Origin of the sequence: Streptomyces marokkonensis (assembly GCF_039539045.1) — a bacterium.
In the GTDB taxonomy this organism is placed as follows: domain Bacteria; phylum Actinomycetota; class Actinomycetes; order Streptomycetales; family Streptomycetaceae; genus Streptomyces; species Streptomyces marokkonensis.
In genome coordinates this window covers 1-19,418 of sequence record NZ_BAABCQ010000064.1, presented here as the reverse complement: position 1 = coordinate 19,418, position 19,418 = coordinate 1, and the positions used below count along the sequence as shown (strand labels likewise).

Genomic DNA, 19,418 nt, shown 5'->3' with positions numbered 1-19,418 from the left:
CGGGAGGCACGAGTACATGACCGAGAGGGCGCGCGCAGAGGGGGATGCCGGAGTCTGGTCCGGCAGTTGGGTCGCCGAGCGGCTCGGTGTCGAACTCGCCGGCGACGACACGCTGACCGGCCTGCTGGGACTCGCCCTGCGCCGCAACCCCAAGCGGGCGCACCTGCTCGTCTCCAACGTGCTCGGCAAGCACGTCCCGCAGTCTCCCTCCGTCGTGTACGGCCACGGGGTCGACCTCGGCCGGCGCGTCCGTGAACTGCTCGGCGCCGAGGCGGCCGCGAGCGCGGTCGTGCTCGGCTACGCGGAGACCGCCACCGGCCTCGGCCACTCGGTCGCCGACGGCCTGGGCCCCGCCCCGTACCTGCACTCCACCCGCCGTCCGGTCACCGGCGCAGCCCGGGCGGGCGGCTTCGAGGAGTCCCACTCGCACGCTACCTCCCACCTTCTGCTGCCCGAGAACCCGGCGCTGCTCGCCGGCGACGGGCCGCTGGTCCTCGTCGACGACGAGTTCTCCACCGGTAACACCGTGCTCAACACCGTCCGCGCCCTGCACGAGCGCTATCCGCGCAAGCGGTACGTGGTGGTGGCCCTGGTCGACATGCGCTCGCCCGCCGACGCCGGCCGGCTGGAGGACTTCGCCCGGGAGATCGGCGCCCGCGTGGACCTGGTGACGGCCGCCTCGGGCACGGTCCGGCTGCCGGAAGGCGTACTGGAGAAGGGCCAGGAGCTGGTCGCCCGGTACGAGGCGCGGGCCGCTGAACCCTCCCGGGAAGCCCCAGTCGCCGAGGTGCCCACCCCGCATTCTCCCGGCTCCGTCACCCAGGTCGACCTGCGGTGGCCCGGCGGGGTCCCCGACGGTGGACGGCACGGCTTCACGGCCGCCCAGCGGGACCGGCTGGAGAACGCCCTGCCCGGCATGGCGGAACGGATCGCCGAGGCGCTGCCCACAGACGCCCGCCGCGTGCTCGTCCTCGGCTTCGAGGAACTGATGTACGCCCCGCTGCGCCTGGCCCACGCGCTGGAGCAGGCCGCCGACGCGGACGTGCGTTACTCCACCACCACCCGCTCTCCCGTCCTCGCCGTCGACGACCCCGGCTACGCGATACGCACCCGTCTGGTCTTCCCCGCGCACGACGACCCGGCCGACGGCCCCGGCGAGCGCTACGCCTACAACGTCGCGGGCGCCGGCTTCGACGCCGTCGTCGCCGTCGTCGACTCGGCCGCCGACACCCCGGCGTTGCACGCGGCCGACGGACTGCTGGCCCGGCTCGCCGCCCACGCCCCGCACGTCCTGCTCGCGGTCGTCCCGTCGTACGTCCCGCGCACCCCGCACGCCCCGCGTGCCTCCGAAAGGCCCTCCATGCTGCCCGAGCCCCTGCGCGGCCCCGACTTCTCCTCGTACGCGTCCGACGAGGTCGGCTGGCTGCTCCAGGACCTCTCGAACACGACGCTGGAGGCACCGACCGAGGAGCGCGAGGAGGCGATCCAGAGCGGCGGAGCGCACTACGCGGAGTCGTTGCCCGTGGAGTACCAGCCCAGTGAGCAGTACCAGGAGCTGTTCCACGCGGCCCTGGAGGCCTCCGCCGCCCGGCTGGCCCGCGCCGTCGGCGCCGTCACCGAGATTGTGCTCGCGGAGCGGTCGCCCCGTCCCGTACTGGTCTCCCTCGCCCGCGCGGGCACCCCCGTCGGTATCCTGATGCGCCGCTGGGCGCAGTTCCGTCATGGTCTCGAGCTCTCTCACTACGCCGTGTCGATCGTCCGGGGCCGGGGCATCGACGCCAACGCCCTGCGCTGGCTGGCCGACCGTCACGACCCCGCCGACGTCGTCTTCGTCGACGGCTGGACCGGCAAGGGCGCCATCACCCGCGAACTCGCCGCCGCCCTGCGCGACTTCGAGGTCTCCGACGGCGTCACCGGCTTCGACCCGGAGATCGCCGTGCTCGCCGACCCCGGTTCCTGCGTACGCACCTACGGCACCCGCGACGACTTCCTCATCCCCTCCGCCTGCCTCAACTCCACGGTCTCCGGCCTGATATCCCGCACCGTGCTCCGCGCCGACCTGGTCGGCCCGCACGACTTCCACGGCGCGAAGTTCTACCGCGAACTCGCCGGCGCCGACCTGTCGCCGGCCTTCCTCGACGCCGTCTCCGCCCGCTTCCCGGACGTCGCCGACACGGTCGACGCCCAGGCCAAGGAGCTCCTCTCCGCCGACCGCACCCCCACCTGGGCGGGCTGGGCCGCCGTCGAGCGCATATGCGAGGAGTACGGCATCCACGACGTCAACCTCGTCAAGCCCGGTGTCGGCGAGACCACCCGCGTGATGCTGCGCCGAGTGCCCTGGAAGGTGCTGGCCCGGGCCGGCGCGGGCGCCGACCTCGACCACGTACGCCTGCTGGCCGAACAGCGGGGCGTACCCGTGGAGGAGGTCGCCGACCTGCCCTACACGTGCGTCGGGCTGATCCACCCCAAGTACACCCGAGGCGCGACTGGCGCCGACGGTAAGGCGGTGGCGCTCTGATGCCGGTGCTCGTCGCCAGCGACCTCGACCGCACGCTCATCTACTCCGCCGCCGCGCTCGGGCTGACCATGCCCGATCTGCGGGCACCCCGCCTGCTGTGCGTCGAGGTCTACGAGAGCAGACCCCTCTCCTACATGACGGAGACGGCGGCCGGGCTGCTGACCGACCTCGGTGACACGGCGGTCTTCGTGCCGACCACCACCCGGACCCGCGCGCAGTACCAGCGCATCAACCTCCCCGGCCCTCCGTCGAAGTACGCGATCTGCGCCAACGGCGGCCACCTGCTGGTCGACGGCGTCTCCGACCCCGACTGGCACGCGCGGGTGACCGCACGACTGGCCGACGAATGCGCCTCGCTGACCGAGGTCCGCGACCACCTGATGAACACCGCCGACCCGCTGTGGGTACGCAAGCACCGGGTCGCCGAGGACCTCTTCGCCTACCTCGTCGTCGAGCGCGAACTGCTGCCCGAGGACTGGGTGAAGGAACTCGCCGTGTGGGCCGAGAACCGCGGCTGGACCGTGTCCCTCCAGGGTCGCAAGATCTACGCCGTCCCCAAGCCGCTCACCAAGAGCGCCGCCGTGTTCGAGGTCGCCCGCCGCACCGGCGCCGAGCTCACCCTCGCCGCCGGCGACTCACTCCTCGACGCCGACCTCCTGCTCGCCGCCGACCGGGGATGGCGCCCCGGCCACGGCGAGCTGGCCGACTCCGGCTGGACGGCTCCGGCGATCAGCGCCTTGCCCGAGCGCGGCGTGCTGGCCGGGGAGCGGATCCTTCGGGAGTTCCTGCGCGAGGCGAGTCCCGTTCGCTGAACCCACCGTCCGGGCTCCCGGCACCCGCCCCGGTGCCGTACCCGGTGCCGGTGCCGGTGGTGTTGCTGGGGCGGTCGTCATCATCGGAGGGTGGCCGTATGCCCTGCCCCCTGTCACGTCCGTCGCCCCGCCTGCGGTGGCCGGCCCCCGGCCGCAGCAGCCGCATGGCGATGAAGACCAGCAGGGCCAGGGCGGCGATCGCGAGAATCACCTTCGAGTACGTGGACGCGATGCCCGAGACCTCGGACCAGTTGTCCCCCAGCGCATAGCCGGCGAGGACGAACACGGTGTTCCAGATGGCGCTGCCCAGCGTGGTCAGCGCGAGGAAGACGGGCAGCCGCATCCGTTCCACGCCCGCGGGCACGGAGATCAGGCTGCGGAAGATCGGGATCATCCGGCCGAAGAACACCGCCTTGGTCCCGTGCTTGCGGAACCAGGCCTCCGTCTTCTCTATGTCCGACACCTTCACCAACGGCAGCTTCCCCGCTATCGCCACCGTGCGGTCCCGGCCCAGCAGCGCGCCGACCCCGTACAGGGCGAGGGCACCGATCACCGACCCCGCCGTCGTCCAGAGCAGGACGGCTATCAGGTTCATCCGGCCGGAGCTCGCCGCGAAGCCCGCGAGCGGCAGGATCACTTCGCTCGGCAGGGGAGGGAAGAGATTCTCGAGAGCGATGGCGAGGCCGGCGCCCGGTGCGCCGAGCGCGTCCATGAGGTCATTGATCCACTGCGGAGCCGCACCGCTCTCCGCGGCCGTCTGCGCTGCGATGGCTGTCATGTCGACCACGCTAGAAAATCGCAGCTGAAGGGAGACTGAGGAAGACCGCAGGATCGCCTGCGGTCTTCCGCAGGCGGGAATTGTGGTTTTCCGCAGTGTGCGCCGCTGCCCCGCCCGGCTAGCCTCGCGATCATGCGAGACATGGCGCGACGCGTAGTGCGGTGCGGGGTGGGCCTCATCATGGGCACCGCCGCGGCCGCCGTCGAGTTGCTCTTCTCTCTCCTGGCCGGCGTGGCCCTGCTGCCCGTGGTCGCCTGGCCGACCGGCCGGCATGCCGTACTGCGCCCGGTCCTCGCGGGCGCGCGCAGACTGGCGGGGCTGGAGCGTGCCCGGTTGGCGATGTGGCTGGACCTCCGTGTCACGCCCGCGTACGAGGACGTGCGGGCGCTGCGGTACGTGGCCTGCCACTGGGCGCTGGGCGTGCTGGGCGGGGTGGTGATGCTGACCGCCGCGATAGGCCTCGGGTACGGCACCTTCGGGATATACGGCTGGCTCCTGCTGGACGGCATACGCAACCCCGGTTCGTTCGTCCTCGGCAGTCTGGGCGGCTTCTTCCTCGTGTTCCTCGCCGTGCAGGGAATATTCGGTGTGGTCGGACTGGAAGGACAGCTGGCGCGTCACTTCCTCGGCCCTCGCCATCAGGAGGAGCTGGAGCGGCGGATCGCCGAGCTGTCCGCCAGCCGCGCCGACGTGGTCGACGCGGTGAACGACGAACGACGCCGCATCGAGCGCGACCTGCACGACGGCGTGCAGCAGCGTCTCGTCGCCCTCGGCATGCTGCTCGGCCGTGCCCGTCGCAGTCAGGACGCCGACCGCCGGGACCGGCTGCTGGGCCAGGCCCACGACGAGAGCCGCCGCGCCCTGGACGAGCTGCGTGAGGTGGCCTGGCGGATCTATCCGACCACGCTGGACGAGGCGGGCCTGCGCGCGGCGCTGGAGACGGTCGCCGAGCGGGCGTCCGTGCCGGTGGGGGTGGAGTACGACCTCGCCGAGGAGCCCGAGCAGGCTGTGGCGACCGTCGCCTACTTCGTGGTCTGCGAGGCGGTCACGAATGCGGTCAAGCACGCGTCACCGACTCGGATAAGCGTCGCCGTCAGAGTGGAGGAGGAACGGATGTACGTGAGCGTCCAGGACAACGGCTGCGGCGGGGCGAACGCCGCCGGCAGCGGACTGTTCGGGCTCGCCCGGCGCGTCGCCGCCCTCGACGGCAGCCTCAGCGTGGTCAGCCCGCCGGGCGGGCCCACCCTCGTGGCCGCGGAGCTGCCATGCGGGTGATCCTCGCCGAGGACTCGACCCTGCTGCGGGAGGGGCTGGTGCGGCTGCTGACGGAGGAAGGGCACGAGGTGCTCGCGGCCGTCGGCAATGCCGAGCTGCTGCTGAAGGCGGTCACCGAGGACCCGCCGGATGTCGTGGTCGCCGACGTCCGGATGCCGCCCACGCACACGGACGAGGGGCTGCGCGCGGCCCTGGAGATACGAGAACGCTGGCCGGCGGTCGGGGTGCTGGTCCTCTCGCAGTACGTAGAGAAGCGGTACGCGACGGAGTTGCTGACCGGTGAGACAGGAGGAGTGGGATACCTGCTCAAGGACCGCGTGGTCCAGATCGACGAGTTCCTGGACGCGCTGGACCGGGTGGCCGCCGGACGGGCCGCCTTCGATCCGGAGGTCGTCCGTCAGCTGCTCGGCCGCACCACCCACTCCGACCTGCTCGCCCGGCTCACCACTCGGGAGCGGGACGTGCTGGCCGAGATGGCGCAGGGCCACACCAACGCGGCGATCGCGCGAAGGCTGCACATCTCGCAGAGCGCGGTGGAGAAGCACACCAACGCGATCTTCGACAAACTCGAACTGACCGGGGGTGAGGGCTACTCACGCAGAGTGCTGGCGGTGCTGCGCTATCTGGGCAGCTGAGGCAGTCTGAGGGGCCGGTACGGCGACACCGGGGTGCGCGGCCCGCGCCGGGAGGTCAGCCGCAGCAGCCTCCGCCGCAGCAGCCACCTCCACCACCCGACGAGGGCGCCGGGGCAGTCGCGGAGGCCGAGCCGCCCACCGCGACCGTCGACAGCAACTTCACCGTGTCGTCGTGGCCCGCAGGGCAGGCGGCGGGAGCGGAGGACTCGGCCATGGGACGGCTCAGTTCGAAGGTGTCGCCGCAGCTCCGGCAGCGGTACTCGTAGCGAGGCATGCGCACAGGCTACCGGCCCGGCCCGGTCGGCGACCCGCCCCAGCGACGAAACGTCGGGGATCAGCACCGGTCGGGGACTGGAGCCCGGTCGGCGGAAGTACCCGGCAACCGGCGGCCGCTCGGTGAATCAGTGGGTGGCCCCGCGTTCCTCGCGGATACGGGTGACCACACCGGCCACCGTCTGCCGGACCGCTTCCGTCTCGGTCAGGAAGTGCCAGTAGTCGGGGTGCCGACCCTCGAGCATGGTGATCGCCCGCTCCAGCCGGGCCACGGAGTCGTCCAGCGGGCGGGCGTGCTGCGGGTCAGGGGTGTTGCGGCCCGTCATGGCCAGGCGTTGGGCGTCGCGGATCGCGAAGCGGGTGCGCTCGATCTCCTGCTGGGGGTCCTTCTGTACGGCGTTCAGCTGTCGCAGCCGGTCCCCGGCGGCCGAGACGGCGTCGTCGGTCGAGTTCAGCAGCGCTCGTACCGTCGACAGGAGGGCGGTGGCGTCGGGCCAGCGTTGTTCGTCGCGGGCGGTCTGCGCCTCGGCCAGTTTCCGTTCGGCCTGGCGGACCGATTCGGTGGCCTGGTCCGGCACGGCCTGGAGGTCCTGCCAGCAGGCGACGGTGAACCGCCGCCTGAGCTCGCTCAGTACCGGTTCGACCTGTTCGGTGCGGGTGGTCAGTGCTTGCGCGCGGGTGCGCAGGGAGACCAGCCGGTGGCCGATCTCGGCGGCTCGCTCGGGCAGCCGTTCGGCCTCGGTGCGGACCGACTCGGCTTCTCGGATGACTCGTTCCGCCCGGTCGAGAGTCTGGGGTACGCCGTGCTGTCCGGCGCCCTGGTTCAGCCGCGTCAGTTCCGGGCCGAGGGCGGCGAGCCGGGCGGCGAGGTCGTCCGCCTCCAGCCCGGCTCCTCGTGCGGCGTCCAGGGCGTTGGAGGCGGCGAGCAGGGCCTGCCGGGCGCGTTCGACGGCGGGTGCCAGCCGGGCCAGCTGGGTCTCGGCCTTGCCGAGCAGTGGGCCCAGGCCGTCGGCGAAGTGGTCCAGGTCCTGCTTGACCCGGCCGAGCTCGTTCTTGGCGGTGGTCAGTTCGCCGCGGGCGCGGGAGGCCGCCGACGCCTCCAGGTCGTCCCGGTCCAGGTCGTGGGCGTCGACGGCGCTGATGTACTGGTGGCTGACCTCGTCGATGCGCCGGCCGAGCGCCTCGAAGTCGGTGACCGCCCGCCGGGCGGCGGGGGTGGCGTCGACGGCCGCGATCGTCTCTATCGAGATCCGCAGGTCCCGCTGCGCGGTGTCCAGCTCGTAGAAGGCGGCTGCCGCGTCGTCCTTCGCCGCCTGCGCCTCCGCCCGCTGGCTCTCCGCCCGCCCGCCGAACCAGCGACGGGTGCCGCCCCCGGCGAACGCGGCGGGCACCGCGAGCACCGCGAGGAGTGGCAGGCTCAGGAGAGTGAGCGTGTCACGGACCGCGCCGACCCCGCGGCGGCGGTGGCCGTGGCGGTGGGAATGGTGCGGCTGGCGCTGCGCGCGCGGCACCATCGGCGAGTGCGGCTGCGATGGTGTCGCCGTCACATCCCTCTCCCGTGTCATCCGTCCTGCCCGGGTTCATTCTCCCACCCGTAAGGGACGAACACACGGGCCGGTCAGTTCGCGATTCGGACCGTGACTTTGCCGTCCTGCGTCCGGGCGGTCACCACGTGGGAGCTGGCGTCGGCTCGGGGCACGGACACGTCGACCGATCCGTCGTCGGTCTCGGCGGTCACCTTGTACGTGGCCCGGGGCAGGGCGACGGTCACGGAGCCGTCGTCGCTGTGGGTATCCACCAGGTCCGGCACGACCCCGAGGTCGAGGTGGACCGAGCCGTCCTGGGTGGAAGCGTTCACCCGCCGGGAGGAGACGTCCGCGCGCAGCGATCCGTCGTCGCTCCGCAGCTTCAGCGGCCCCGTGGAGTCGCTGACACGCACGGACCCGTCCGCCGTCCGGATGTCCAGCGAGTCCCTGAAGCCCTGCGCCCGCACGCTGCCGTCGTCGGTCTTCACTCGGACGGCGATGCCGCGCGGCACCTCCACGCGGTGTTTGGCGGCGCAGTCGGCGGCCAGCCCGGAGCACCGCATCCGCAGTACCAGCCGGCCGTCGTCCATCTTCCACGTCACCTCGGGGCCGGAGCCGATGGCGACCGACCCGGAGAACCATCGGGTGACCTCGACCTTCCCGGACGAGTGGTCGTCCGAGGCGACGATCTCCACGTCGGAGTCGTCGGAGTCGACGGTGAGTGTGCGGCCCTGAAGGGCGAAGGAGCGGTGCTCGGGGTCCTTGTCGTCCGAGGCGGAGGCACAGGCACTGAGACCCGCGACGAGAACGGCGACGGCGCCGAAGGCGGCGAACGCGCGAGCAGGAACGGTACGGGCGGCCATGACGAATTCCCCCTGGGACGGACGACGAGGTACCGCGCCCTGAGCCGTTCCCGAGTGGAAGAGGCCCTTGTCGACGAGGCTCTTCGACCGTACGGAGCACCGGCCCGCGCCGGGATCCGGGCCGCTACCGGATCGAGGGTGGGGTTAACCCCCCGGCCGGGGCAGCGCTCGCCCACACGTTTGCCTGGCAGTGCCCTGGGCCATGTAGGCTGTCGACTCGTCCTGGGTGCGTAGCTCAGGGGTAGAGCGCCTGCCTTACAAGCAGGATGTCGGCGGTTCGAAACCGTCCGCGCCCACCAGGACCGGCGCCGATCCCGTCGGTGCGGAGGCCCCCCGGAGACACTCCGGGGGGCCTCTCGCGTGCGGTCGTTCGTGACCTCCCTAGGATGAGGTCCGTGAGCCGTCCCGAGCAGCACGTCCAGCGACCGCCCGTGCGGTGGTGGCAGGCCGTGTGCGTGCTCGGACTGCTGGCCGGGCTGCTGGGCATGCACGGGCTGGCGCCCGGCGGGAGCCTCCCGGAGCGCTCGCTTCCGGCCCATCCGCAGCACTCCGCCCGGCACGCCTCAGCGCCGTCAGTGCCCTCATGGCGGTCAGTACCGTCAACACCGTCCGTGCCCTCAGCACCGTCAGTGCCATCCGTGCCCTCACGGCCCTCAGTACCGTCCGTGCCGGTAGTCGTCGGGATGGTGCATGCCGGGTGTCCGCAGGACGACGGTTCCTGCGGCGGCGGACATCTCGAGCACGCCGACGCGGTGTGTGCGTCCGGTGCGGTGAGCGACGGGCCGGTGCTGCCCGCGCCCGTCCCCGACCCGGTCCCCACCTCCGTGTGCGACGGCGTTGTGCGCGCCTACGGGGCCGACGCACCGGACGGCGCGCGGGCACCGCCCTCCCTGGCCGAACTCCAGCTCCTGCGGATATAGACACCGCCCCCGCACCCGCGCTGCCCGAGCGCGGCGCGGTGCACAGGCATGTCGATCCCCCATCACAGCAGGAGTTCACGCACATGAACAGCATTCGTACCCTGACGCGCCGTTCCGCCCTGGTGTCTGCGACCGTCGCCGCCGCCTTCGTCCTCGCCGCCTGTGGAAGCGACGGCGATGGTGGGACCGGACACGAAGGCCCGCACAGCTCGCCCTCCGCGAGCGCCGACGCGGGCCAGGAGGCGCACAACGCCCAGGACGTGGCCTTCGCGCAGGGCATGGTCCCCCACCACCGGCAGGCGCTGGAGATGGCGCGGCTGGCAGCCGGCCGTTCCGCGTCCGCCGAGGTCGAGGACCTCGCGGCACGCATCGAGAAGGCGCAGGATCCGGAGATCACCACCATGACCGGCTGGCTGAAGGCCTGGGGCGAGGAGGTGCCGCAGGCCACGGAGTCGATGCCCGGCATGGACGACCACTCGGCGCACTCCGGCATGCCCGGGATGATGGACGGTCAGGACATGAAGGAGCTGGAGAAGGCGTCCGGCAAGGTGTTCGACACGATGTTCCTGACCATGATGGTCGAGCACCATGAGGGCGCCGTCGAGATGGCCGCGGCCGAGACGGCCAAGGGGCGCTACGCCCCAGCCAAGGCCCTGGCCGACGACATCGCCACCGCGCAGAACGCCGAGATCACCGAGATGAACAAGCTCCTCGGCAAGGACTGATCCGACAGGGACTGACCCGGCAGGGGATGACCCGGCAGGGGATGACCCGATGGGAACGGAACTACGGGGACGGATCGTCCTCGGCAGTAGGCACGAACCACCCCGCCCGGACGACGCTGCTCAGGCGTCCCCGGGCGGGGTCTCCCGGGCGGGGGTCTTGTGGGCACGCTTCAGCTCCGAGCGGGCGGTCACCTGGTCGGGACCGGTGATCTCCGACCAGTAGCGATGGGTGCTGACGAACACAGCGAGCTCGCGCTCGCGCTGACGGAACTTCTCCACCTCGGCCTGTTCGTCCGCGGACCAGCCGGGCGAGGCCGGGCGCTCGATCTTGCGCCAGCCGTTGTCGTCGCTGAATCCGTCGAGCGGCTCGACGGACCAGGGAAGTCTCTTGAGCAGGGCCGTCAGCTCGGCCCGGACCTGATGCAGTTCCTCCTGACCGGCGAGGAGGTCACTGGGAAAGTCATAGGTCGTAGCCACGTTCCAATGATACGCCTGTTCGATTTTGAGGCGCGCGTTCCCTTTAGTGGTTCACGCGAAAGGATGGCGCCGTTGCGGGCGCCGTTGCGGGCGGCGGTGCGGAGCACGCGACGGAGCCCGGGGCCCGACTCCGCTGCCCGGGACCTGGTTCGGCCGCCGGGGCCGACTGTCAGACCCCTGCCCTACCGTGAAGAACATGGGTGAAATGGACGAGCGGGCAGGGAAGATCGGGGAGCGGGTGTGCCTGGTCCCCTGGGCGGAGGGGGACCTGTGGCTGCTGCGCAGGACCAACAGCCCCGAGATGACCGCGCACGTGGGCGGACCGGAGACCGAAAAGCAGCTCGCGGCCCGGCACCGGCGGTACGCGGACCTGGAACCGGGGCGGATGTACCGGGTCACGTCGGCGGACGGCGGCGAGACCGTCGGCTCGATCGGGTACTGGCAGCGGACCTGGCAGGGCACGGAGGTCTGGGAGACCGGGTGGGCGGTGCTGCCTGAGTTCCAGGGGCGGGGGCTGGCCGTCCGGGCGGCCCGTGCCGTGCGGGACGCTGCCCGGGCCGACGGGACGCACCGGTATCTGCACGCGTTCCCGAGCGTCGACCACGCCGCCTCCAACGCGGTCTGCCGCGGGGCGGGATTCACTCTGCTCGGACAGGTCGACTTCGAGTATCCGAAGGGCCACTGGATCAGATCGAACGACTGGCGGGTGGACCTGGAGAGAGGAGACTGACGTCATGTGCCGCAGCATCAAGACACTGCGTCCGCCCGTGCTGGCCGAGGAGGCCACCGAGGACGAGATCAGGGCCGCTGCCCTGCAGTACGTGCGTAAGATCTCCGGTTTCCGCGTGCCGGCGGCGCACAACCGGGAGGTCTTCGACCAGGCCGTGGAGGCCGTCGCCGGGGCCACGGCCGAACTGCTGGCCGGCCTGGAGGTACGGGGAGGCACCGGCACGCGGCGTGCCTCGTGACACCGGGCCGCCCACGTCCTCGTCACGGCCTTGACCGCCGGCCTTGACCGCCGGCCTTGACCGACCGACCTTGGCCGGCGTCGGCCGGTTTGGCGAAGCCCGCGTGCTACGAGACCACCGTGCCAGGAGACCACCGTGCCACGTGACCCGCTTGCTACGAGACCTGCCCGCTATGAAGCCTCCGTCGCCCGGGGCTGGCGGCGCATCAGGTACGCCGCCCCCGCGCCCGCGCCGAAGAGCGCCACCAGCGACACCGCCGCCCCCAGCCAGGTCCCGCCCAGCCACTGGCCGCCGAAGTAGCCGAGGGCGACGCTGTAGACGGCCCAGGCCAGACCGGCGAGGGCCGACCAGGGGAGGAATTCGCGGACCCGGCGGTGGGCGGAACCGGCGACGAGAGAGACGACCGAGCGGCCGGCCGGGGCGAAGCGGGCCAGCACGACGAGGGCGCCGCCGCCACGGGCGAGGGCTCCGCCGAGACGTTCCTGCGCCGTGGTCAGCCGGCGGGAACGGGCGATCGCGCGGTCCAGTCGCGGCCCGCCGCGCCAGGCGAGGCGGTAGACCGCAAGGTCACCGAGGACGGACGCGGTCGCCGCGCACAGTGTCAGGACCAGGATGTCGGGGACGTCCTGCGGAACCCGCCCGGCAGCGGCCGCGCCCGTACCCGCGGCCGCTGCCGTGGCGGCCGTGATCACCAGGACACCGCTCGGCAGCACCGGCAGGAAGATGTCGAGGAGCACCGAGACGGCCACCAGCACATAGATCCATGGGCTGCTGACCAGCGAACCGATACTCCCGAGACTGTCGAGCACCACAACTCCCCGTTGATCCCCCGTGAGCCGGTCCATGCCGCGCGACGCGGGGGCGGCAGGAGCGGCCTCTGACAGCCATCCAGCGTACGCCCGGGGTGTGACAGACGGTTCACAGGGGGCTTATGTGTTCGGCACGGAGCGTTCACCCCGCAGGAGTTGTCCACGTGCCACGGTGGCCCGCGCACCGTTACTGCCGGCGGTGGTCGCCGCCGGGAGCGACGGCGGTGCCCCGTTTCACGGTCCGGTCGGGAGCAACGGCGGCCCCGGTCCAGGCCCGGACCGGGGGCACCGCTCCGGGTCGGTCAGGCGGCCACCGGCGTCTGCCGCTCAGCGGCGGCATGCTCCTGCCCGGACGTGCGCCGGGTGAAGAGTCGGTCCAGGCCGAAGGCGCCGGAGCCGGTGAAGGCGAGCAGTAGGAAGGCCCAGCAGAACATGGCGGACGCCTCGCCGCCGTTCTCCATCGGCCACAGGGCGTCCGGCTGGTGCACCTTGAAGTACGCGTAGGCCATGGAACCCGAGGAGACGACCGCGGCGGCGCGGGTGCCGAGGCCGAGCATGACGATGCTGCCGCCGACCAGCTGGATCACGGCCGCGTACCAACCGGGCCAGGTGCCCGAATCGATCGTGCCGCCGGTTCCCGAGGCGCCGCCGAGGACGCCGAAGAGGGAGGCCGCGCCGTGGCAGGCGAAGAGCAGGCCGACGACCATACGGAACAGGCCAAGGGCGTAGGGCTGGGCGCTGTTGAGGCGTTCGGACATGTGGGGGTGCTCCTTCGGTCGGACCGGCCCGGTGGGGCCGGTGGGGACGGAACCGAGTGGGCTGCCCACGTTAGGTGTGCCTTAGGAGTACTTGCAAGTTCAACATTTGGCCATAACGTGGCGCATGGTCACCTTTTCGCTTCCGCCGCCGTCGCAGGTGGGAGCGCTCCCATGGGCGTGGCAGGGGCCGCCCGTGTGTCTGGATCCATACCCGTCCTGGCCCCGTGCCTACCAGTTCCCGCCCCGTGCCTACGCCAGTTCCCTGTCCGTGACCATCCGCAGGGCGGTCGTTCCGTCGCGTTCCGTCCGTGCCTGCTCCAGACGCAGTCGGGCCGATCGCCCCCGAAGGGTCAGTGTCATGAGCTGGTTGCCGAACCAGGGACCGCCGGTTTTGCGCCAGCCGACCGCCGGCGGCGCGCAGCGTCCGTGCCGGGCGATGCGCCTCCCGAGGGCGCGTGCCGGGGCGCTCCAGCCGAAGCGGAAGCCGAGGCGGATCGAGAGCGGCACGGAGTTGTGGACGGGGGAGCAGGTCAGCTGTGCCACCCGGGAGTCGGGCGTGTGGCCCGGCCAGGACGGTTCGGCCACGTAGGCGTGGTGGACGTCGCCCGACAGTACGTTCACCGTCGCGGGCGCCCCGGGGCCGGTACCGGCCTCGGCGATCAGGTCCGCGAGGGCGTCGAAGGAGGAGGGGAAGGCCGACCAGTGCTCCAGGTCGGCCCCGCGCCTGATCTTCTCTCCGCGCCGTGCCCAGCGTGCGCCCCGTTCACCGGCGCACATCGCGGAGTTCCACGCCTCCACGTCGTGCACCAGGTGGGGCAGCAGCCAGGGCAGGGAGGTGCCGACCAGCAGGTGGTCGTAGGAGTCCCGATCTTCCAGGATCTGTTCGCGCAGCCAGGCTGCCTCGCCCGGGTCGAGCATCGTGCGGCGGTCCTCCCTGAGGACGCGCGCCGCGCGCGAGTCCACCATCACCAGCCGTACGCGGCCGAAGTCGCGCCGGTAGCTCCAGCGGACGGTGGCCGGGTCGGCGTCGGCCCGCGCGGCGAACGTACGGAGCACGTCGGTGCCGTCGGGGGTCGCGCGGACGGCCGCGTAGAGGGGGTCGGCGGCCAGTTCGTCCGGGGAGAGGTTGCCCAGTTGCTGGTAGACCCAGTAGGACATCAGTCCGCTCAGCAGCCGCTCACGCCACCAGTCCGTGGCCCGCATGTCGGCCAGCCAGGCCGCGGAGGTGTTCCAGTCGTCGATGACGTCGTGGTCGTCGAAGATCATGCAGCTGGGCACGGTGGACAGCAGCCAGCGCACCTCGGGGTCGAGCCAGGACTCGTAGTAGAGGCGGGTGTACTCCTCGTAGTCGGCGACCTGGTCGCCCGGAGGTTCGGCCAGGTCGCGGCGGCCGGCGATCCAGTGGCGTGTGGCGTCGGAGATCTCGTCGGCGTACACCTGGTCGCCGAGCAGAAGCAGCAGGTCGGGTCGCTCACCCTCCGGGTCTGCGGCGATGTGGGCGGAGAGGGTGTCCAGCGCGTCCGGGCCCACCCGGTCCTTCCTGCCGGCAGGCGGCGCGGCCCAGCGGCAGGAACCGAAGGCGACGCGCATCTCCTCGTGCGCCGCCGGTGACGTGGTGATCACCGAGGGCGGGAAGCGCGAGTCGGGCGGCGGCCACACACGGGCGCCGTCGAGGAGCACCTCGTACTCCGTCGCCGTGCCGGGTGTCAGGCCGCTCACCGGGACCAGGGCGTAGTGATGACCCGCGATCTGGAAGGTGCGGGTCGTACCCCGGGCGCCGTCGGCGCAGCGCACCTCGGCGGCGCAGGGCCGGCTCGTCTCGACCCAGACGGTCGCGCGCGAGCCGTCGGTGTATCTCAGCAGTGGTCCAAGGCGCAGTCCGGCCATGGTGATTGCCTCCTCCGTCGCCCCGTACGGTACGGAACGTCGGAGCCCGGCGGGGAGAGGCTCCGCGCCGAACACACGGTGACCGGAGCGCGGCCCGGGCGTCAGCGGTTCGCGAGCCCGCTCTGCAGCGCGGACTTCTCGGCGGATTCGACCGGTCGGGCACAGGCTCAGGCGGACGGCGTGACCGGGGGCCGCAGGTCGAGCCACTGCTCGGCGTCCCAGGCATGAAACCGCTCCACCTCGGTGAAACCCAGCTTTGCCGCGAGGCGCATCGACCCGAGGTTGGCGGTCTGGGCGGCGAGCAGTACCGGCTCGCCGGGAAGGACGCCGTCGAACCAGTCGAGTGCCGCCGCGCACGCCTCGGTGGCATACCCGAACCCCCAGGCTCGCGGCAGGAACAGATAGCCGAGATCGACCTTGCCCGCGCCGGCCGGGCGCAAGGGGGTTCGTGCAGTCCACGACCGTCCGCCCGGCCAGTGCCCCGGCGTGCTCCCGGGCCAGCGTCGGCGCCGCCCCGGACGGTACGGCGAGCAGCACCACCTCCCCGTACCCCGCCGCCTGCGCGGGCGTCCCGTGTCCGGCCGCCCCGATCCGCACGGCGAGCGCCTCGGCAGCGGCTGCGTCCCGCCCACCGGCGAACACCTCGTGCCCGGCCCGCGCCCACGCGCCGCCCAGTGCCGCCGCCATGTCCCCCGTACCCCTCGGTCCCGTCGGCAGGGCTCGCGTACTATGGAGGGCGCAGAAGGGGAGTAGCTCTTCGCCGGACCGTCGACATACTGCTCAGCTCGTCTGAGCCGGCGCCCGGAGGCAGGCCTCGTACGCGGGGCCCGGCCAGCGAGACCTTCGGCAAGCAGTGCACGCCCGTGCCGCACGGCGGGGGCGACCGTGTGCTGCCGTGCCGAGGTGTCCGCAGCGCAGGACCAGCACTCTCGGTGGGGCGGCCCCGACCGATAGAGGATCCCTTGATCAGCCTGTCCGTGACGGCAGTCGTCTTCGGCGTCGTCTTCCTGGCCGAACTGCCGGACAAGACCGCGCTCGCCGGTCTCGTCCTCGGCACCCGTTACCGGGCCTCGTACGTCTTCGCCGGTGTGGCCGCCGCCTTCCTGCTCCACGTCGTGCTCGCGGTCGCGGCCGGCAGCGTGCTGACCCTGCTGCCGCAGCAGATCGTGCACGCGATCACCGGCGTGCTGTTCCTGGGCGGCGCCGCCGTGCTGCTGATGAGGAAGGACGACGAGGACGAGGAGATCCGCAAACCCGAGAACCAGTCCTTCTGGAAGGTCTCCGGGGCGGGTTTCATGCTCATCCTGGTCGCCGAGTTCGGCGATCTCACCCAGATCATGACCGCGAACCTCGCGGCCCGCTACGACGACCCGCTCTCCGTCGGCCTCGGAGCGGTGCTTGCCCTGTGGGCGGTTGCCGGGCTCGGCATCGTCGGCGGAAAGGCCCTGATGAAGCGGGTGCCGCTGTCGCTGATCACCAAGATCGCGGCGCTGCTCATGCTGGGCCTCGGGGTGTGGAGCCTGTGGGAGGCGGTCACCGGCTGAGCGGCGGCCCGGGGGCGGGACCCGATGCCGTACGCATCCCAAGGCGACGGTGACGTGCGGACTGAACGGTTCGTGAACGTTCGAGCGGGGCGGTGGCGCGATGCCCGTTCTGTTTTGTACCGTGGATGAACAAAGTGACACCCGTCCGTTCTCCCTGACCGGCGGGCGGGGTCACCTTGTTTCCTCCCCGCTTCTTGGAGTCTGCCGATGACGGCCACCGCCACCACCGTTCTCACCGCCCGTGCCCTGCTGCTGGACATGGACGGCACCCTCGTCAACTCGGACGCCGCCGTCGAGCGCGTCTGGCGGGGCTGGGCCGACCGGCACGGCCTTGACGGCGACGAGGTCATGAAGGTCGTCCACGGACGGCAGGGCTATGCCTCGATGGCGCTGCTGCTGCCGGACCGGCCCATGGAGCAGAACCACGCCGACAACGCGCGCATGCTCGCCGACGAGACCGCCGACACCGAGGGCGTCGTCGCGATCCCCGGGGCGCCGGAGTTCCTCGCCTCGCTGCAAGGCCTGCCGCACGCGCTGGTGACCTCGGCCGACGTGCCGCTGTCCACCGCGCGGATGGCCGCCGCCGGGCTCGCGCAACCGGACGTCCGGGTCACCGCCGAGTCGGTCGGCGCCAGCAAGCCCGACCCCGAGGGCTTCCTCAAGGGCGCCGCCGAACTCGGTGTCGCCCCCGCCGACTGCATCGCCTTCGAGGACTCCGGTGCCGGTATCACGGCGGCGCGCGCCGCGGGAATGCAGGTCGTGGGTGTGGGTCCCCGGGCCGGTTCCCACGGGCCCGACGTGGTTGTGGAGGACCTGACGCGGGTGCGTGTGGAGGCCGGCGCCGACGGCACGCTGCGGCTGCACATCGGCTGACGCCGTCCGTGACGGCTCGTCGGGGCGGCGCCGCCCGCGCCGCCCGGCGAGGACGTGCCGGCCGAGGTTGCCGCGCCGTGCGCCGACGGTCGTAGGGCGGTACGTCGCCCCATTAGGGGGCTTGCGTCTCCGACTCCAGCCGGCGCCGGGTGTCCTGCCCGTAGACGCCGAGCTCGTCGGAGCGGATGCCGCGGGCCCACTGGTAGGTCCGGACCGCGTCCTCGACCTGTCGGCTGTAGTTGCCGTTGATGTCGCCGGTGTAGAGATACAGCTGGGACAGGCGCTGCTGGAGCTCGGTGACCTCGGAGCCCCGGTCGCCGCGGTGCAGCGTGCCGCCGCCGTCGGGGGCCTGGTCGTCGTCCTCGGACTCCTGCGTGGGATTCCCGGCCGGCGCGCTCGTCGCGGTCTGCGTCGGTTCGGCCGACGGGGACGGCGTGGGTGACGCGCTCGATGCCGAGGGCGACGGCGAGGGCGACGGACTCGCGCTGGCGGACGCGGATGCCGACGGGGACGGTGACGAGGAGGTGGTCGGCCGGGTGGATGTGACGCTCGGTTCGGGGGCCGCGGAGGCGGCGCTGGTCGACGGTTCCGGCACGCTCGCCCGTACCTCGTCCGGCAGCGCTCCGTCCCGCGAGGGTGACTCGTAGGAGAACAGCCCGCTCGCGTATCCGGCCGCCCCCACCACGACCACGACCGCCCCGGCGGCGCTGAGCAGCACGCCACGGCGCCGCCCGCGCCGCCGACGCACGCCGGTACCGTCCGTGCCGTCCGCGTCGGGCCCAGTGGGAGCGGAAGGGGCGGAAGGCGTGGTGGCCGAGGTCTCGAACAGGCGCAGGTCGTGCGCGCGGGGAGTGCCGGTGGAGGGCGCCAGGGGCATGGGCAGTACGGAGGTCGCCTCCATGCCCGCCCCGGGTGGCTCGGCGCCGACGGCGCGCAGCGTCATGGTGGCGTCAGGGGCGGCCGCGGATCCCGAACCGGACCCCGCCCCGGGCGCCGGGGCGGGTGTGGCGGGCGCGGACGGGGACACGGACACCGCGGATGCTGCGGACGCCGCTCCCTCGGACACGGATCCGCCTGGTGCGGGCGCATCGGACACGGGCGCATCGGACACGGGCGCACCGGTCCCGGGCGCATCGGTCCCGGGTGTACCGGGCCCAGACGCACCGGACGCGGGCGTACTGGGCCCGGACGCACCGGAAGGAGCACCGGACGGCGCACCGGAAGGAGCCGTCGTCCCGGCCGGGGGTGTCGAGGTCTCGCCCGCGCCGTCCAGCTCGACGTACGGACGTATCCGCAACGGGTCGAAGTCCTCCGCCGCTGCCGCCTGCGCCGTACGCGCGTCGCGCAGGGCGTCGGCCGCCCGCACCCCGCAGGCGCAGGAGGGCGTGTTGTCCGCCTTCCTGGGCGTCCCGCACTCCGGGCACGAGTGCCCCTGGAGCCGCTCCTGCGGCTCCTGCGGCGGCTCTTTCTGCTGTTCCACGCGTTCGTTCCTCCCCTCGCGACTCCCCTCGCGAACTCCAGAGTTTATGCAGATCTTCTCCACACTCCCGCGCGCGCCCCCGGAGCGCCGGCTTCGCACAGGACTGAACCAGCCATATCGGGTCACACCACCAGGATGGAAGGTGCGTGAAGGCACCCGTGAGAGACCGTGATACGCCCGTGGGAGGTCTTCATCTGATTCCTCCGTGGATACCCCTGCCTTCAGGCAGGAGAGGAAACGGGCTTCCTGCGGAGCAGGGCGGTGGGCGGGGTTTCGCCGCCAGGGCGAAAGAGCGAG

General features: G+C 72.2%; 19 protein-coding genes, 1 tRNA gene and 2 pseudogenes. 11 read left to right on the top strand and 11 right to left on the bottom strand.

Translation table 11 applies throughout. The features are described from left to right. Positions 1-16 precede the first annotated feature (16 nt). Both ABEA26_RS17760 and ABEA26_RS17755 read left to right on the top strand, forming a co-directional pair. Positions 17-2,518: a phosphoribosyltransferase gene (locus ABEA26_RS17760; RefSeq protein WP_345593464.1), complete on the top strand. Its 2,502-nt coding sequence runs from the start codon at positions 17-19 to the stop codon at positions 2,516-2,518. After that, a complete protein-coding gene (locus tag ABEA26_RS17755) occupies positions 2,518-3,330 on the top strand; it encodes an HAD family hydrolase (protein WP_345593428.1) in 813 nt (270 codons plus the stop codon). The genes ABEA26_RS17760 and ABEA26_RS17755 overlap by 1 nt, the downstream gene beginning before the upstream one ends. Here the strand turns inward: ABEA26_RS17755 and ABEA26_RS17750 are convergent. After that, a complete protein-coding gene (locus tag ABEA26_RS17750) occupies positions 3,248-4,108 on the bottom strand; it encodes a DedA family protein (protein WP_345593427.1) in 861 nt (286 codons plus the stop codon). The two genes, ABEA26_RS17755 and ABEA26_RS17750, sit on opposite strands and share 83 nt — an antisense overlap. A gap of 132 nt (positions 4,109-4,240) precedes the next feature. Between ABEA26_RS17750 and ABEA26_RS17745 the strand changes: the two genes are divergently transcribed. Next, positions 4,241-5,383 (top strand): histidine kinase, encoded by a 1,143-nt coding sequence (locus ABEA26_RS17745; RefSeq protein WP_345593425.1) that lies wholly within the window; start codon positions 4,241-4,243, stop codon positions 5,381-5,383. Next, positions 5,374-6,018 carry a response regulator transcription factor gene (locus ABEA26_RS17740; protein WP_345593423.1) on the top strand — a complete coding sequence of 215 codons (645 nt, stop codon included), beginning with the start codon at positions 5,374-5,376 and terminating at the stop codon, positions 6,016-6,018. Before ABEA26_RS17745 ends, ABEA26_RS17740 begins: the two co-directional genes overlap by 10 nt. A 55-nt stretch (positions 6,019-6,073) precedes the next feature. On the opposite strand, the gene ABEA26_RS17735 is transcribed toward ABEA26_RS17740, so the two are convergent. From ABEA26_RS17735 to ABEA26_RS17725, 3 genes are all read right to left on the bottom strand, one after another. Next, positions 6,074-6,292 (bottom strand): FmdB family zinc ribbon protein, encoded by a 219-nt coding sequence (locus ABEA26_RS17735; protein WP_345593421.1) that lies wholly within the window; start codon positions 6,290-6,292, stop codon positions 6,074-6,076. A 127-nt stretch (positions 6,293-6,419) separates the two neighbouring features. After that, positions 6,420-7,838: a hypothetical protein gene (locus tag ABEA26_RS17730; protein ID WP_345593420.1), complete on the bottom strand. Its 1,419-nt coding sequence runs from the start codon at positions 7,836-7,838 to the stop codon at positions 6,420-6,422. Between the two features lie 71 nt (positions 7,839-7,909). Continuing rightward, on the bottom strand, positions 7,910-8,680 hold the full coding sequence (locus ABEA26_RS17725; protein WP_345593419.1) for a DUF4097 family beta strand repeat-containing protein: 771 nt from the start codon (positions 8,678-8,680) through the stop codon (positions 7,910-7,912). A gap of 224 nt (positions 8,681-8,904) precedes the next feature. Between ABEA26_RS17725 and ABEA26_RS17720 the strand changes: the two genes are divergently transcribed. From ABEA26_RS17720 to ABEA26_RS17710, 3 genes are all read left to right on the top strand, one after another. Then, positions 8,905-8,979, top strand: a tRNA-Val gene (locus ABEA26_RS17720). Further along, complete coding sequence (locus ABEA26_RS17715) at positions 8,947-9,600, top strand: DUF6153 family protein (protein ID WP_345593417.1); 654 nt, start codon at positions 8,947-8,949, stop codon at positions 9,598-9,600. The genes ABEA26_RS17720 and ABEA26_RS17715 overlap by 33 nt, the downstream gene beginning before the upstream one ends. Before the next feature lie 83 nt (positions 9,601-9,683). Further along, a complete protein-coding gene (locus ABEA26_RS17710; protein WP_345593416.1) occupies positions 9,684-10,325 on the top strand; it encodes a DUF305 domain-containing protein in 642 nt (213 codons plus the stop codon). A 120-nt stretch (positions 10,326-10,445) separates the two neighbouring features. Here the strand turns inward: ABEA26_RS17710 and ABEA26_RS17705 are convergent, their stop codons facing one another. Next, on the bottom strand, positions 10,446-10,802 hold the full coding sequence (locus ABEA26_RS17705) for a hypothetical protein (RefSeq protein WP_345593414.1): 357 nt from the start codon (positions 10,800-10,802) through the stop codon (positions 10,446-10,448). A 196-nt stretch (positions 10,803-10,998) separates the two neighbouring features. Here ABEA26_RS17705 and ABEA26_RS17700 point away from each other — a divergent pair, with 196 nt between their 5' ends. Together ABEA26_RS17700 and ABEA26_RS17695 are read left to right on the top strand one after the other, a co-directional pair. Further along, positions 10,999-11,532, top strand: coding sequence for a GNAT family N-acetyltransferase (locus tag ABEA26_RS17700; RefSeq protein WP_345593412.1), 534 nt, complete (start codon positions 10,999-11,001; stop codon positions 11,530-11,532). A 4-nt stretch (positions 11,533-11,536) separates the two neighbouring features. Continuing rightward, positions 11,537-11,770, top strand: a complete 234-nt coding sequence (locus tag ABEA26_RS17695; protein ID WP_345593410.1) for a DUF2277 domain-containing protein — start codon at positions 11,537-11,539, stop codon at positions 11,768-11,770. Between the two features lie 170 nt (positions 11,771-11,940). Here ABEA26_RS17695 and ABEA26_RS17690 read toward each other — a convergent pair whose 3' ends face one another. From ABEA26_RS17690 to ABEA26_RS36375, 5 genes and pseudogenes are all read right to left on the bottom strand, one after another. Further along, complete coding sequence (locus tag ABEA26_RS17690; protein ID WP_425587859.1) at positions 11,941-12,615, bottom strand: DedA family protein; 675 nt, start codon at positions 12,613-12,615, stop codon at positions 11,941-11,943. A 266-nt stretch (positions 12,616-12,881) separates the two neighbouring features. Next, the gene (locus ABEA26_RS17685; RefSeq protein WP_345593408.1) at positions 12,882-13,337 is read right to left on the bottom strand and encodes a DoxX family protein; all 456 of its coding nucleotides are present in this window, start codon (positions 13,335-13,337) and stop codon (positions 12,882-12,884) included. Positions 13,338-13,586: 249 nt separating this feature from the next. Then, positions 13,587-15,224, bottom strand: a complete 1,638-nt coding sequence (locus ABEA26_RS17680; protein WP_345593407.1) for an alkaline phosphatase D family protein — start codon at positions 15,222-15,224, stop codon at positions 13,587-13,589. A 167-nt stretch (positions 15,225-15,391) separates the two neighbouring features. Next, a pseudogene (locus ABEA26_RS17675) lies at positions 15,392-15,661 on the bottom strand (GNAT family N-acetyltransferase); the annotation flags it as partial. Between the two features lie 64 nt (positions 15,662-15,725). After that, positions 15,726-15,911, bottom strand: a pseudogene (locus ABEA26_RS36375) (NAD(P)-binding domain-containing protein); the annotation flags it as partial. 275 nt (positions 15,912-16,186) lie between these two features. Between ABEA26_RS36375 and ABEA26_RS17670 the strand changes: the two are divergent. Together ABEA26_RS17670 and ABEA26_RS17665 are read left to right on the top strand one after the other, a co-directional pair. Further along, on the top strand, positions 16,187-16,768 hold the full coding sequence (locus tag ABEA26_RS17670; RefSeq protein WP_345593406.1) for a TMEM165/GDT1 family protein: 582 nt from the start codon (positions 16,187-16,189) through the stop codon (positions 16,766-16,768). A 207-nt stretch (positions 16,769-16,975) separates the two neighbouring features. Further along, positions 16,976-17,641 carry an HAD family hydrolase gene (locus ABEA26_RS17665; RefSeq protein ID WP_345593405.1) on the top strand — a complete coding sequence of 222 codons (666 nt, stop codon included), beginning with the start codon at positions 16,976-16,978 and terminating at the stop codon, positions 17,639-17,641. 112 nt (positions 17,642-17,753) lie between these two features. On the opposite strand, the gene ABEA26_RS17660 is transcribed toward ABEA26_RS17665, so the two are convergent. After that, positions 17,754-19,121, bottom strand: coding sequence for a peptidoglycan-binding domain-containing protein (locus ABEA26_RS17660; RefSeq protein ID WP_345593403.1), 1,368 nt, complete (start codon positions 19,119-19,121; stop codon positions 17,754-17,756). Between the last annotated feature and the right edge of the window lie 297 nt (positions 19,122-19,418).